A 13,747-nucleotide genomic window follows, 5' to 3' on the forward strand; every position below is an offset into this window, starting at 1 on the left:
CACAGTTGTCGTTGGCACTAGAAGCCTAGTCATAATTAACGAAGTGCGGTACGTTCGCTATTGGGGTAACTAAACAGGGAATTTTTATGTCAGCACAAAATATGCCGGATAGAGAGCGTTGGAGCGGCTGGGTCGCGCTTGCGTGGACATTTGCACTGCTCGCAATTGTGGGAGGTATTGCAGTTATTGCTACCACTGGCTTTATTGAAGTGCCACGCCTTAATAGTTTTGACCGGACAGAAACCTCTACAGAGCCAAACGTATTTATATGGACGATTGCAATAGGGCAAGCAGTAAGCTTTACGATGCTAGCAGCCATTTTTAGCATGATTAATAGTATTTATCAGAACTCATGTGATCAGTTGGAGGAGGTCGATTTATCTCAGCCTTCCTCAAAACAGGTGAACACTCCAAAAAACAGTGTTCTAAGGTTAACATCGGTGCCCGCAACAAGCTCTCTCTCTAAAACCCTTTCCACCGGGGACATAATCATTACCTTTAACGGTCAGCCCGTCACATCGTTAGAAAATGATGTAGTCGATCGTATCGTTACAGGTGAAAATTCAATTACATTTTTGACGCTTGAAGGTGAAGAAAAAACAGTTACTTTATTCCTTAATCATACTTCTTTTAATGGCATTCAAGGGCAGATGGATCAGCTTCGGACTTCTATGAACACCGGTGATGGGCTGAAAGTTGTCAGTATACACTCCGCTTCACAGCTAGAGGGGATACTACATCCGAACTATGTGCTACTAAGTATCAATGACCAGCTAGCGTTATCAGAAATGGATGCGGCTAAAGCAGTAGTGAATGGCGAGAACAAGATTGAGTTTATAAACTCAAAAGGGGATCATCAGGTAAATTTTAGAAACATGAAACCAGGCCCTCTTCATATTCAGTTTGAAACGTAAAAGCGAACAGCTAGCAAAAAACCGCTAATTTGAACTGCACCCGTCACTTGGAAGATCTGAGAGAGCTGATAAGTTTGGATCCGTCGATGGTTAGACGGGATTTGTCATGTCCTGAATCAAGTGGGAGGCGAAATAATGCTCGACGCTTCGGCTACCACCTGGTTGCGGCCACCTTTCTTAGCCTGGTACATCGACTGATCTGCTCGGGCGACCAGGCTCTTGCGACTGTCGCCGGGTCGCCAGACGGCGACGCCAATGCTGATGGTTACAACACCCAGTTTGCTTAGGTCCAGTGCCTCTTCTTGCGCAAGTGTGAGGCCCTTAAGCTGACTCAGCTGCAATACATTATGAACCGCCCCGGCTTTACCGGAGACTCCATATCTTGAGAGGATGGAGTTATGAACTCACCAAAACGATATTCCCCAGAAGTCCGGGAGCGAGCTGTTCGATTAGTCCTTGAACAGCAAGGCGAATACCCGTCCAAGTGGGCGGCGATCTGCTCCATTGCCAGCAAGTTCGGCTGTACACCAGAGACTTTGAGAGCCTGGTGCAAACGCACAGAACTCACGCAGGAAAACAGCTCGGTTAACCTGTCTGAACATGAACGGCTCAAGCAGCTAGAGCGTGAAAACACCGAATTGAAGCGTGCCAATGAAATTCTCCGTAAGGCGGCTGCTTTTTTCGCCCAGGCGGAGCTCGACCGCAAACCCAATTGATGGTGTCATTTATCGACGAGCATCGTGCTCAGTTCGGGGTCGAGTCGATTTGTAGTCAACTGCCAATCGCCCCATCGACGTATTACCACCACAAGGCACTTGAAGCTGATCCTGAACGGCGGGCAGACCGGTATCGGCAGGATGCGTTTCTTACCGCTGAGATTCAGCGCGTGTGGGAAGAAAACTTCTGCGTCTACGGTGCCCGTAAGGTCTGGCGGCAACTCCGCCGTGAAGGCGTTAATGTTGCTCGTTGCACTGTAGAACGGCTCATGCGCCGCCTAGGAATTCGCGGCGTGGTGCGAGGCCAACGCCCCTTCACGACCCTCAGTGATCCCGGCCAGAAACGGGCACCTGATTTAGTGAAACGTGACTTTACGGCTATGCGTCCTAATCAGCTTTGGGTGGCCGATTTTACCTATGTCGCTACCTGGTCTGGCTTCGTTTACGTTGCGTTCGTTATCGATGTTTATGCACGCTGTATCGTGGGTTGGCGTGTAGCGACGTCGATGAGAACGGCACTGGTGCTGGACGCTCTGGAGCAAGCTCTGTGGGCACGAAAACACAGACAAGGGTTGATCCATCATAGTGATAGGGGAAGCCAATATCTCTCGATCCGCTACACCGAGCGTATGGCTGACGAGGGTATCAATGCCTCAGTCGGCACCACCGGCGACTCCTACGACAATGCGCTGGCTGAAACCATCATCGGCTTGTTCAAAACGGAGGTGATCCATCATCGTGGCCCATGGAGGGGACTGGATGCCGTTGAGTATGCCACGCTGGAGTGGGTTGACTGGTTCAACAACCGCCGACTGCTGGAACCCATCGGAAACGTTCCACCAGCAGAACGAGAAAGGACGTATTATCGTCAACTGGAAGAGTCGGGTGAAGCTGCCTGACTCAAACAAACCGGTCTCCGGAATAACCGGGGCGGTTCAACCAGCCTTCCAAGGCACTCATGTGTCTCTTTGAGAAGATGGCTGCAGTAAATATTATCAGTGGTCGCATTATCCTTTTGACTAAGCAATAGGATAGCCCCGAAAACGCGACAAGGCTTGGAGGTGGCTCCTATAAGTCAAGCCAATATATCTATGAACGCGGTCAAGAGCAGGGTGGGGCAATGCAGGCCCGACAAAAATCAAGAAATGTCGCCGAAAGTCTTGCGCCAATCGCGTGGGCTAACCCGATGACGCTGCCTAAAATGTTGCCGGAAAGACGTCGCTGTGTGAAAGCCAGTCTTTTCTGCAATCGCTTCTACCGACAAAGAGGTGGTTTCCAAAAGCTCGCGCCCACGCCGTAACCGCTCGCTCACCAGCCACGCCACTACGGTCATGCCGGTGGCTTTTTGGAAATTTCGCGTAAAGGTACGTCGGCTCATGGCGGTGCGAGCAGCAAGCTCATCGATAGTGTGCGATGCCGACAAGTTTTCTCGCAGATAGTCGAGCAGGCGATTGATATGAGCATCTTGTGTTGAGGCGGCTACAGGCTGCTCTATGAACTGCGCCTGCCCACCTTCCCGATGTGGTGGGACTATCATGGCACGAGCTACCTTGTTGGCAACCTGCGCGCTATAGTATTCGCGTACCAGGAATAAGCAACAGTCCAGGCCAGCAGCGGTACCGGCAGACGTCACTAGACGATCTTCCTCCACATAGAGCGCATTGGTGTCCAGCTTAACTTTAGGAAAGCGGCCACTAAAGTCCTGCTCGGCCATCCAGTGGGTTGACGCCCGCCTGCCATCCAATAGCCCGGCGTAAGCCAGTGCATAGGTGCCGTAACACAGCCCCACTACGTGGGCGCCTCGCTCATGACAGCGGACGAGCGCCTCACACAACTCTTGTGGCGGTGCTTCATTCAGGTCATGCCATCCAGGCACTATCGCAATATCCATCTTATCCAACAGTTCTAAACCGCCATCGGGCCTCACTGTCATCGCCCGTTCGCCCTCCATGGACTTTCCCCCAGGTGCCACAATGGACAGATTGAACAGCGTGCGATCGGACAACGCTATACCAAACACCATATAGGGCACGGAGAAATGGAAGGGACTGAAGCGCGGGTGGAGGATTAGGCCGACGTTGGGTAGAGACAAAGCGCGACTCCTGCTATGTATTTTATAAACGATAGCATCATGGCCCAAAAGTTTCGATAACTGTCATTCAGGCCAATTTTCTTGTTAGTTGAGCCTCTCTAAACTACTTACCATTAACCCAGCAACGAATTGAAGGAAGTATAGAGATGCTAATTAAGACCCTCGCTAGTTCTACCGTCCTAGCCACGGCACTCATCGCCGGTAGTGCATCTGCTGACTTGAGCGCTAAAGAATCAACGCATCAGGTGCAGCAGGTTCGCAATGCGACTGTGAAGATCACCTATGGGGATACCACCTTCCTGATCGATCCTATGCTGGCCGAACAGGGCGCCTATCCAGGCTTCGAGGATACTTACCGTAGCGAGCTGCGTAATCCGCTGGTTGAGCTGACAATGCCGGCAGAGGAAGTGGTCGACGACACAGACGCCGTAATAGTCACTCATACACACCTCGACCACTGGGATGCCGCCGCGCAGGAGCTATTGCCGAAGAACATCCCCTTATTCGCTCAGAATGCCACCGATGCCGAGCTAATTCGCTCTCAGGGTTTTAGCGATGTGCGCATCCTTGATGTAGGAGCCGAATTCGGCGGAGTGCAGCTTCACAAGACGGGTGGCCAGCATGGCTCCGATACCCTCTATGCCGTTCCCGAACTGGCGCAATCGCTCGGTGACGTCATGGGCGTAGTCTTCGAAGCCCCTGGGCAAAAAACCACTTATGTGGTCGGCGATAGCGTATGGCGTGACGAAGTCGAGCAGGCACTGGAGCGCTACAACCCTGAGGTGATCGTGTTGAATACAGGCGCCGCTGAGGTAACCGGCTTCGAAGGTGATCCCATCATTATGGGTAAAGAAGATACGCTACGTACCCATAAGACGACCCCCAACGCCACCATCATCGCGGTGCATATGGATGCCGTGAATCATATGACATTAAGCCGTGACGAACTGGCCGATTACGTGCAGAAAGAGGGAATTCAAGATCACGTATTGATTCCTTCCGATGGCGAAGTCACCTCCTTTTAATCTCAAGGGCCGCTTCTTTTATGACGGCCCGCTTCTTCCTATCAGCTTATTGAAGGCTTGCTCGTCTACCTACCGCCTTCTTTGCCAAAGCGCAAACGCACTGGCAAACACTACAGAAAAAGGATTGATAACATGAGTAACCGCGCAATCATTGTCGTCGATATTCAGAATGAATATTTCCCTGGCGGCCAGCTGCCACTAGAAGGTATTGAGAAGGCAGTAACGAATGCAGCCAAAGTCATTGAGCATGCTCGGTCGGTAAAAGATCTCGTCGTCTATTTTCAACATGAATCTGCTGATTCAGAAATCCCTTTCTTCACCCCCGGTACGCAAGAGGTAGCCATTCATCCCGTGGTCGCGCCGTTGGACCAGGAAACGGTACTAGTGAAGCATTTTCCTAACTCGTTTCGTGAGACCGGTTTGAAAGCGCTATTGGATCAGCAAAATATTGAGGAGGTTGTCATTATCGGCGCAATGAGCCACATGTGCATCGATGCAACCAGCCGTGCAGCTTCGGATTTGGGTTACAAGACGACGATTGTCCACGATGCCTGCGCCACGCTGGACCTTGAATTCGATGGCGTGATGGTGCCGGCGACTCAGGTTCATGCAACGATAATGGCAGCCTTGGCATTCGCTTATGGCACGGTAACTGCAACGGAGCACTATATCGGGTAATGCCATAGCCCGATGCGACGTGGCCACCTCATCGCCGCCTTAGAAGCACCACGGATGGAAGGCGGCACTCGGGAACCGGATCACCCCTGATGGCTTCCCGCGCGAATCGACTTGAACGAGCTGAGCAATCTCGGTTTTGATCTTTGCGCAAGCGCTGACGCAAAGGTGGGATCCCTAAGCCACGAGTGCTGGGTGGATTTAAATTAGAATTAACTGAAAGTCCGCTGTTGGCCGGGTAACGACGGCCCGATATCGGCCGTCGTTTGTCCATATCAAACTTCTGTCTGTTCTGCCATTTCCAAAGCATCATCTACTTCAATCCCAAGATATCTGACGGTGCTTTCCAGCTTCGTATGACCTAGGAGCAGCTGCACGGCCCTTAAGTTTTTCGTGCGACGGTATATCAGCGACGCTTTGGTGCGGCGCATCGTGTGCGTGCCATAAATTGACGCATCTAGACCTATTTCGGTGACCCAGGCTTTCACAATACGGGCATATTGGCGCGTCGAAAGATGCTTTGCGCTATTGATTCTGCTGGGAAATAAGAAGTCTTCGTTTCGGAGCTGAGCCAGCTGTATCCAGTCGATAATAGCGATGCGCGTTTGCTCGGTTATTTCGAACTGGACAGGTCGATGCGTTTTTTGCTGCATCACAATCGCTCGTGGGGATATACACGCACCATGAGCTATATCCCGTACTCGTAAATTGACGAGGTCGCAGCCTCGTAATTTACTATCGATGGCTAAATTGAAGAGGGCGAGGTCTCTCGTCTTTTTAGCAAGCTGTAGGCGAACACGTATAGCCCAGATATCGCGAAGACGCAGAGGCGCCTTCTGTCCAACCAACTTGCCTTTATTCCAAGGTGTAGGTTTACAGGAGATTTCAGTCAAAACGTTCATGGCATGTTCCTCCATCAGGTGGAGGTCAAAGAATGGCTCAATTCATGCTCATCATGTGCTAAGATTAATTTATAGTCGGTGCTCGACCCAAAGCGGTCTTTTCGGAAAATGCAGCTGGCGACGCTAACTCGGGATCAAGCGAGAAAAGCATGAGTAAAATAGAAACCCAGCCGTGGGGCTGGGTTTCAACACTAACTAACGATAACCTGCCTTTGAGTTAGGCTCTTACTTAAAACTCTTCCCACTCCAGCTCTGCCGTTTTAGAGCTAGCCAGTCTTCCACTTGGAGCACGAGCCTTTATAGCAGGTGAGACTGTCCTAGATACGGGTTTGCCGGCAGGAAGGTGCCCTCGAACCTCTCCCTCCGACAGCTTAAAGGTTGAGACTGCTGATTCAAGCTGCGCTGCTTGCTCTTCAAGAGACGATGCCGCTGTAGCAGATTCCTGAACGAGAGCTGCGTTCTGCTGAGTAACCTCGTCCATCTGTGACACAGCTTGATTGACCTGCTCAATCCCGTCGCTTTGCTCCATCGAAGCGGCAGAAATTTCATCCATAATATCGGCAACACGCTTCACAGCAGCCATAATATCTTCCATCGTTTGGCCTGCTCCTTCCACTAGGGTTGAGCCCTGGTCAACCTGACCAGCCGATGTTTCGATTAACGCCCTAATTTCTTTAGCTGCATCAGCACTACGGCTAGCGAGATTGCGAACTTCAGTCGCTACAACGGCGAAACCTCGTCCTTGCTCCCCCGCACGGGCTGCTTCAACAGAGGCATTGAGCGCCAGAATATTGGTCTGAAAGGCAATCGAGTCGATCACGCCAATGATGTCTCTTACCTTTTTAGAGCTTTCCGCTATGCCGTGCATTGTCACGACCACTTGATCAACGGCATCTCCACCACGTGCTGCTGTAGCAGAAGCCTCACTAGCTAAAGTGCTTCCCTGTCGAGCGTTATCTGAGTTTTGTTTCACTGTGGCGGTTAGCTGTTCCATGCTGGCAGCCGTCTCTTCTAGTGAAGCTGCTTGCTGCTCAGTACGCGATGATAGGTCGGCATTGCCACCGGAAATTTCACGTGCGCCGATGTGGATGGACTCACTACTGTCACGCACAGTTGAAACGGTTTGATAAAGCCCTGTCTGCATATGCTGCATGGCTGCGAACAGTTGGCCAATTTCGTTTCGACCACGATCGGCGATCTTGTGCGAAAGGTCTCCCTTAGCAATCTGCTCAAAATGCTGCACGGCTTCATGAAGGGGACGAATGACAACACGCATCATGCCTACCCGAACCAAGACGACACAAAAGACAACCAGTAGCAATGCAGCCAGTCCAATATAACTATACGTGGATATGGTTGATCGGTAGTCGACCATAAGGTTCTGACCACGTGAACTGGCATAATCGATGAAGGCTTCATTAGCTTGTATATAGGCTAGGTTGAGCTGGTCACCTTCACGTTTAGCCGCACGAAAGGCGCTTTCACTATTACGCTCCAATGCCTCGTACTGTGGTTCTAAACCGAGGGTCAATAGCTGATTAAAAGCAGCTTCTATCGCTTCGGCATAGGGTTTACCTAGCTCTGACTTCGGTACCGCTGCGAAGGCTTCAAAACGCTGTTGGGCTCGTTGCAGCATTTGGCCTGCTTTTTCTAGATGGGCTTCCGCCAGAGCCCGTTCCCCTTCGTTCAAAGCGTCGAGGTGATTCATGAAAAAAAGCTGGGTGTCAGCGATATTCACTTGAGCACGGTTAATCGCGTTCAACTGCTTAACATTGATGCTGTTAAGTTCATCAATCGAACTAGCACCTAGAGAGCTGGATTGGTAGCCCAACGCAGCGACAAGCAGGATCAGGGCAGTAAACAAGCCAAGAACAGTCGTTAATCCTGACTTAACGGAGAGGTTTTTCAATACGTTATTCATTTTCCGCTCTTAGATAGGGGATCAATCGGTAACGAATGTATCCAGCCAAGGGAAGGTGCAATTCAATAACATGCAATTGAAACGCGTTTTTTATGCAAGTAAATTCACTATCGGCAGGAGCCATCCGAACATGAATAATTAAAAAACAATAATTTTGTATTTTTGATCTAGGTCAATTTTTCATTGGTTTTTCGGGCGGGGCGTTTGGTTGGATTCAATAAACAAACTCACCAAGAAAACGGTGCGTTTAGTGATGGCAATAGGTGTTGGGTTTCAAATTTCTAAATTTTTCTTTACCACATTGCAGAGCTGCTGCTGTCGAGTACTAAGGAAGCTCTGAAAAAGTCACTGCCATCAGTGATAATACGGCTATCGTCAACTGCATAGGATTCAGTGCTGCCATGGATCAAATCACCTTCTCCGAAGCCGAGTACCAGAACAAGAAGAGAAAGACTCGCCGCGAACTCTTTCTGGAGCGGATGGACAAGCTGATCCCCTGGACGCAGCTGGAGAAGAAGATAGCCCGTTATTACCCCAAGGGCGAGAGCGGGCGGCCTCCGTATCCGTTGTCTGCCATGCTCCGCGTCCATTGCATGCAGTTGTTTTACAACCTGAGCGATCCGGCCATGGAAGACGCCCTCTACGAGATCGAGTCCATGCGCCAATTCGCCGGTTTGAAACTAGACCGATTGCCGGACGAAACCACGATTCTCAAGTTTCGCCATTTTCTGGAACACCACGGCCTTGGCAAGGTGCTGTTCCAGGAAGTGAACAACCACCTAGAGAAAAATGGCCTGATGCTGCGCGAAGGGAGCATTGTCGATGCCACTATCATCTCTGCGCCTAGTTCCACCAAAAACAAAAAAGGCGAGCGCGATCCGGAAATGCACCAGACTAAAAAAGGTAGCTCTTGGCACTTTGGCATGAAAATGCATATAGGTGTCGACGATAAGCTTGGGTTGATTCACAGCATCGAGACCACGGCTGCCAATGTCCATGACATTGTGCCTGCCGATAAGCTCCTTCACGGTGAAGAGCAACGCGTCTTCGGTGATGCCGGTTACCTGGGTATTCAAAAACGCGACGAGCACAAGCACCGCAACGATATCTCTTGGTATATTGCCAAACGGCCTGGCACCCGCAAGAAGCTAGATGCCAGGCGACAGAAAGTCGAAAACATCAAAGCCAGTATCCGTGCCAAGGTGGAGCACCCCTTTCGGTACATCAAACAAGTTTTTGGTTATGGCAAGGCTCGCTATCGTGGACTGGCCAAAAACACTCAGCGCCTGCACTTGCTGGCGGCGTTCAGCAACCTGCTGATCAGTGAGAAATACCTATGGGAATAAGGCGATTGCGCTCCTTTCCCGCTCAATGAGCGGGAAAGGAGCAAAAATACACAAAGAAAGGGAGAAGAGTGTCTGAATTTTCGATTTTTTGTCGGCTCAAGTAAGCGTTGATGAATATCGGCAGTTATTCAGACCTTCCCTAGGCTTCGGTTTTATCGGCTACTTTATGGACAAACTGAAGTTCCCATTGCCCCCCGTCGTGCTGGGCCTAATTCTCGGGGGCTTCGCCGAGCAGAACCTGCGACTGGCTCTGCGTATTGGTGGCGGCGATTGGACAGCCTTGGCAGCGAATACAACGTCGAAGGTGCTTATTGTCATGATTCTACTGGTCATTCTTACGCCACTCTTTTCACGACTGTCCCGCCGCAAGAAGAGTCAGTCGACGGCATAGAAACCCGGTAATAATTTATGTCCTCCGGTCTGATAAAGCATACAAGCGCGGCGCCCCTGCCGCGCTCTTCTTTTGGGGAGCCCGCCACGGCTTCGCCCAGGAAACCAATGATCTGTTCTTCGCTAAAACGCTTCTTCATGTCCAATCTCCTTACGCATAGGATCGGACTCTAAAGTGTAGCGCTACTCAATCAGGGGGTGGCGTCGGCGCCACCACATACGCCATCCGAACGGAAATAGAGCGATCGACGAAATCAATCGCTACGTTGGGTCGACGTACGGCGTCAGCCCCTAGACCGTGTGCAAGTGGTGTCACCGAGATGCTGTCGAGGAAACTCGCATGGGACCAACAACACTTCGTTCCACGTCGCTTACGCCATTGGGAGAAACTGCTGCTGTCACTTTTCGGCAATAAGCGCTGCTACCGCTGGATGACTGTCTCCATGCGCTTCAGCGGGAATTCCCCTCACCGCCCCGAATGAGCCTGCACCGCCTTTACCAGCGATAAAGAGTTAGCCAACTGCAGAGAAATTGCCACCAAAAGCGTGAGTAGAAGCCCTTCAAGCGGTACCCAACCGGCTACCTGAACGATCAATGAGATCCGTAACGGCGTGGGCAAAGCCTATCTGTTTGTCGCAGTGGTTCAGACATCCAAGCATGTACATGCACGCCTGTATCGCCAAATGACTAGATCGATCGTCGCTTTTTCTCGAAGCGACGCTGGGGTATTGCCTGACGAGTCCACACCATGCTGGCCGATAATGGGGGTCAGTCCTGTGAGGACGCTTTGCACCGTCAGTGACAAACAACAAATACGTCTCATGATTAACCATCACACCCTGAGACGCCGCTTCGCTAGACAAATTGTAATACAGTAGTACAATTTCTAGTGAAGGACAGTTGCACAACAATTTCTTAGTTTCAGCTCAACCCCGATAGGTGACAGAATGACAACTCCGGCTTTGTGGAGTGCGCAAGCACACATGCCCTCGGTGATCGGCCGACAGATCCAGGTGGTCTCCGCGAAAGGCTCCTACCTCACTACGGATACGGGCGCCAAACTCTTCGATGGCACCGCTTCTCTGTGGTATGCCAATATCGGCCACGGTCGCGAAGAGATGGCGAAAGTCGCCTACGAGCAGATGAAGACGCTCGACTCCTACCATGTGTTTGGTCGCTACACGAATAACCGGGCCGTAGAGCTTGCGGAAATGCTCGTTAGCATGGCCCCCATCGACGATGCCAAAATGATCTTGAACAGCGGCGGTTCTGATTCCATTGACGTGGCGTTGAAGTTGGCGCGCCGCTACTGGAACCAGGTAGGCTGCACATCGAAGAAGGTCATCATCAGCCGGGAGCACTCCTACCATGGGCTCCACGCTTATGGCACCAGCGTCGCCGGCCTCGACTTTAACCGTGAAGGTTACGGTTCGGATTCTCTGGTCGATGGCACCGAGCGGATCGACAAGCACTCCACAGAGGCATTTGCCGAGGCAATCGAACGTATCGGTGCGGAAAACATCGCTGCCTATATCGCAGAGCCAGTGATGGGAACCGGAGGGGTGCACCCCCCGCACGAAGGCTACTTCGCGGAAATTCAGCGGCTGTGCCATGAGAACAATATTCTGTTTATCGCCGATGAGGTGATCACCGGCTTCGGGCGAACCGGCACTATGTTTGCCTCATCCCGCTATGCGCTGCAGCCGGATATCATCACTTTTGCTAAAGGCGTAACCTCCGGCTATGCCGCTCTGGGCGGGGTATTCGTTGCCCCTCGCGTGTGGCAGCCGTTCTTTGAACAAGGGGCCGCCTCACCGATATACCGTCATGGCACTACTTATTCAGGCCATCCCGTTACCGCCGCATTAGCGATGAAAAACCTAGAAATCCTTGAACGCGAAGGTTTGGTGGAGCGCTCGGCAGCGCTTGAACGAATACTGGCCGGTGAGCTCGCGGCAATCGAATCTCATGACCTCGTGGCAACCACACGTGTCGGTGGCTTTCTGGGCGCAATCGAGCTGCATGATGAAGTCCAGGCGGAATGGGTCACCGACCAGATTCTCGACCTAGGCTTCATTACTCGCCCGTTGCGGGGTAACGCCGTGCAGATCAGTCCGCCCTTTATCACTACAGATCAGGAAGTGCGCGACCTCGTCAACGGAGTTCGACATGTACTTGACGACATTCGGTCAGGCAAGGCCCGGGCCTCGGCATAAGTTAAAAACTAAGAGGTTAATACCATGCAGCTACCAACCCCATCACCGGAGCGCCTAGCCGCTTCCGATGAAGCACTGAAGAGCTTGCCCGGCTATAGCAAGCATGCACCCGGCGACAATGAATTTGCCGTCCTCGACCCTTCCACGGAGGAGCGCATCGCTACCCTGCCCAGCATGACGCCACAAGAAGCCCTGGCTGAGGTAGCGATAGCCGACAAGGCGGGCCGCACTTGGGCGAAGACGACGCCACGGCTGCGTTCCGACACCCTGCACAACGTCTATTCGGTACTTATCGCCAACCAGCAGCGCCTGGCCTATGTCATCAGTCGCGAGATGGGAAAACCGCTGGCAGAGGCCCAAGGCGAGGTGCAGTATGCCGCCGATTACGTACGATGGTATGCTGAAGAGTTGCTGCGCCCGGCCGGAGAGTATCGTGAGAATCCAGCTGGAGGCTCGACGATACTGACACGACGCGCTCCTGTGGGCCTGGCACTGCTCATTGCTCCGTGGAATTTCCCCATGGCGATGATCACGCGCAAGATCGCTCCAGCAATTGCCACCGGTTGCGCATCCGTGATCAAGCCAGCGGCCCTGACTCCATTGACCACCCTGCTGACCGTCGAGCTGATGGCGGAAGCCGGCGTGCCGCGTGAGCTGATGCGCGTGGTCACCACAGCGAACCCTGCCGCTTTCAGCGAAGCGGTACTCTCAGACCCTCGGGTCCGGAAGATTTCGTTCACCGGCTCCACCAGTGTGGGCAGCACTCTTATGGGGCTTGCGGCTAAAAACATCGTCAAGAGCTCGATGGAACTAGGGGGTAATGCCCCGCTCATCGTCTTCGACGACGCCGACCTCGAGCGCGCCGTGGACGGGGCGATACTGGCGAAACTGCGCAATGGGGGGCAATCCTGCGTGGCGGCAAACCGCTTCTATGTGCAAGACGGTATTGCCGACGCTTTCGTCGAGGCCTTCAGTAAGCGGATGTCCGAGGTCGTGGTCGGCAATGCCATCGCCGAGGGGGTTGGTCTGGGGCCGGTGATCAACCGTAATGCTGTCAACAACTTTCAGCATCTTGTCAGTGATGCCATTGCGCACGGTGCCAATCTGCGCACCGGAGGACAAGCCCCTGAAGGCAACGGCTACTTCTTTGCCCCGACTGTGCTCGATAACGTGCCAGCTGAGGCCAGAATCGCGAACACTGAAATCTTCGGCCCCATCGCGGCCATTTCCCGCTTCTCAACGCAGGAAGAGGTGGTATCGCGAGCAAACGATACGCCGTTCGGGCTGGCCGGCTACGTTTTCACAGAAAACCTCGACCGTGCACTCAATGTTGCCGACGAACTGGAAACCGGGCTGGTTGGCATCAACAACGGGGTACCCTCCAATCCGGCTGCGCCGTTTGGTGGCATGAAGCAGTCCGGTCTTGGCCGCGAAGGCAGCCACGAAGGGCTAGAAGAGTACCAGGAGATTCGTTACTACAATATAGCGCGGCGACCCACCGTGTAAGCACTTCCCGTGAACAAGGTCCTGACTACCATCAGGACCTTGTT

The 13,747-nt window shown here is 52.4% G+C and carries 12 protein-coding genes, 1 pseudogene and 1 other annotated feature; of the genes and pseudogenes, 9 read left to right on the top strand and 4 right to left on the bottom strand.

Features of this window, described 5'->3' with window-relative positions; all coding sequences use genetic code 11:
- Positions 1–86 precede the first annotated feature (86 nt).
- On the top strand, positions 87–914 hold the full coding sequence (locus tag SR894_RS19840) for a PDZ domain-containing protein (protein ID WP_223289243.1): 828 nt from the start codon (positions 87–89) through the stop codon (positions 912–914).
- 116 nt (positions 915–1,030) lie between these two features.
- Here the strand turns inward: SR894_RS19840 and SR894_RS22995 are convergent, their stop codons facing one another.
- A complete protein-coding gene (locus SR894_RS22995; protein ID WP_246638328.1) occupies positions 1,031–1,255 on the bottom strand; it encodes a diguanylate cyclase domain-containing protein in 225 nt (74 codons plus the stop codon).
- Positions 1,256–1,312: 57 nt separating this feature from the next.
- On the opposite strand from SR894_RS22995, the gene SR894_RS19845 reads away from it, so the two are divergent.
- Positions 1,313–2,529, top strand: a protein-coding gene (locus tag SR894_RS19845; RefSeq protein ID WP_159342931.1) for an IS3 family transposase whose coding sequence is annotated in 2 segments (ribosomal slippage) — positions 1,313–1,598 and positions 1,598–2,529 — 1,218 coding nt in all. Because the reading frame shifts where the segments join, the coding sequence is not laid out codon by codon here.
- Positions 1,588–1,704: a sequence feature (AL1L pseudoknot), on the top strand. (Overlaps the previous gene by 117 nt.)
- Before the next feature lie 239 nt (positions 2,530–2,768).
- On the opposite strand, the gene SR894_RS19850 is transcribed toward SR894_RS19845, so the two are convergent.
- The gene (locus tag SR894_RS19850; protein ID WP_223289238.1) at positions 2,769–3,722 is read right to left on the bottom strand and encodes a GlxA family transcriptional regulator; all 954 of its coding nucleotides are present in this window, start codon (positions 3,720–3,722) and stop codon (positions 2,769–2,771) included.
- Positions 3,723–3,868: 146 nt separating this feature from the next.
- Here SR894_RS19850 and SR894_RS19855 point away from each other — a divergent pair, with 146 nt between their 5' ends.
- The 3 genes from SR894_RS19855 (at position 3,869) to SR894_RS23015 (ending at position 5,787) form a co-directional block, all read left to right on the top strand.
- Positions 3,869–4,747 (top strand): MBL fold metallo-hydrolase, encoded by an 879-nt coding sequence (locus SR894_RS19855; RefSeq protein ID WP_223289237.1) that lies wholly within the window; start codon positions 3,869–3,871, stop codon positions 4,745–4,747.
- 132 nt (positions 4,748–4,879) lie between these two features.
- Positions 4,880–5,425, top strand: a complete 546-nt coding sequence (locus SR894_RS19860; protein ID WP_223289236.1) for a cysteine hydrolase family protein — start codon at positions 4,880–4,882, stop codon at positions 5,423–5,425.
- Between the two features lie 263 nt (positions 5,426–5,688).
- Positions 5,689–5,787 (top strand): hypothetical protein, encoded by a 99-nt coding sequence (locus SR894_RS23015; RefSeq protein WP_479694301.1) that lies wholly within the window; start codon positions 5,689–5,691, stop codon positions 5,785–5,787.
- Here SR894_RS23015 and SR894_RS19865 read toward each other — a convergent pair.
- A pseudogene (locus tag SR894_RS19865) lies at positions 5,761–6,339 on the bottom strand (tyrosine-type recombinase/integrase); the annotation flags it as partial. The gene SR894_RS23015 and the pseudogene SR894_RS19865 overlap by 27 nt on opposite strands.
- A 214-nt stretch (positions 6,340–6,553) precedes the next feature.
- A complete protein-coding gene (locus SR894_RS19870) occupies positions 6,554–8,245 on the bottom strand; it encodes a methyl-accepting chemotaxis protein (RefSeq protein ID WP_223289234.1) in 1,692 nt (563 codons plus the stop codon).
- Between the two features lie 401 nt (positions 8,246–8,646).
- Here SR894_RS19870 and SR894_RS19875 point away from each other — a divergent pair, with 401 nt between their 5' ends.
- The 4 genes from SR894_RS19875 (at position 8,647) to SR894_RS19890 (ending at position 13,703) form a co-directional block, all read left to right on the top strand.
- Positions 8,647–9,591: an IS5 family transposase gene (locus tag SR894_RS19875; RefSeq protein WP_153844212.1), complete on the top strand. Its 945-nt coding sequence runs from the start codon at positions 8,647–8,649 to the stop codon at positions 9,589–9,591.
- Positions 9,592–9,757: 166 nt separating this feature from the next.
- Entirely contained in the window at positions 9,758–9,982 is a 225-nt protein-coding gene (locus tag SR894_RS19880; protein WP_246638321.1) for a hypothetical protein, read from the top strand.
- Positions 9,983–10,928: 946 nt separating this feature from the next.
- Positions 10,929–12,197, top strand: coding sequence for an aminotransferase family protein (locus SR894_RS19885; RefSeq protein ID WP_223289197.1), 1,269 nt, complete (start codon positions 10,929–10,931; stop codon positions 12,195–12,197).
- A gap of 24 nt (positions 12,198–12,221) precedes the next feature.
- Entirely contained in the window at positions 12,222–13,703 is a 1,482-nt protein-coding gene (locus SR894_RS19890) for an NAD-dependent succinate-semialdehyde dehydrogenase (protein ID WP_223289196.1), read from the top strand.
- Positions 13,704–13,747: the final 44 nt, after the last annotated feature.

The organism is Vreelandella neptunia, from assembly GCF_034479615.1.
Taxonomy (GTDB): domain Bacteria; phylum Pseudomonadota; class Gammaproteobacteria; order Pseudomonadales; family Halomonadaceae; genus Vreelandella; species Vreelandella neptunia.

Bases quoted from the DNA above. Each gene is read 5' to 3' on its own strand.
- SR894_RS19860 (WP_223289236.1), top strand. From the start codon at position 4,880: ATGAGTAACCGCGCAATCATTGTCGTCGATATTCAGAATGAATATTTC.
- SR894_RS19885 (WP_223289197.1), top strand. From the start codon at position 10,929: ATGACAACTCCGGCTTTGTGGAGTGCGCAAGCACACATGCCCTCGGTG.
- SR894_RS19855 (WP_223289237.1), top strand. From the start codon at position 3,869: ATGCTAATTAAGACCCTCGCTAGTTCTACCGTCCTAGCCACGGCACTC.
- SR894_RS19880 (WP_246638321.1), top strand. From the start codon at position 9,758: ATGGACAAACTGAAGTTCCCATTGCCCCCCGTCGTGCTGGGCCTAATT.
- SR894_RS19875 (WP_153844212.1), top strand. From the start codon at position 8,647: ATGGATCAAATCACCTTCTCCGAAGCCGAGTACCAGAACAAGAAGAGA.
- SR894_RS19870 (WP_223289234.1), bottom strand. From the start codon at position 8,245: ATGAATAACGTATTGAAAAACCTCTCCGTTAAGTCAGGATTAACGACT.
- SR894_RS19890 (WP_223289196.1), top strand. From the start codon at position 12,222: ATGCAGCTACCAACCCCATCACCGGAGCGCCTAGCCGCTTCCGATGAA.
- SR894_RS19840 (WP_223289243.1), top strand. From the start codon at position 87: ATGTCAGCACAAAATATGCCGGATAGAGAGCGTTGGAGCGGCTGGGTC.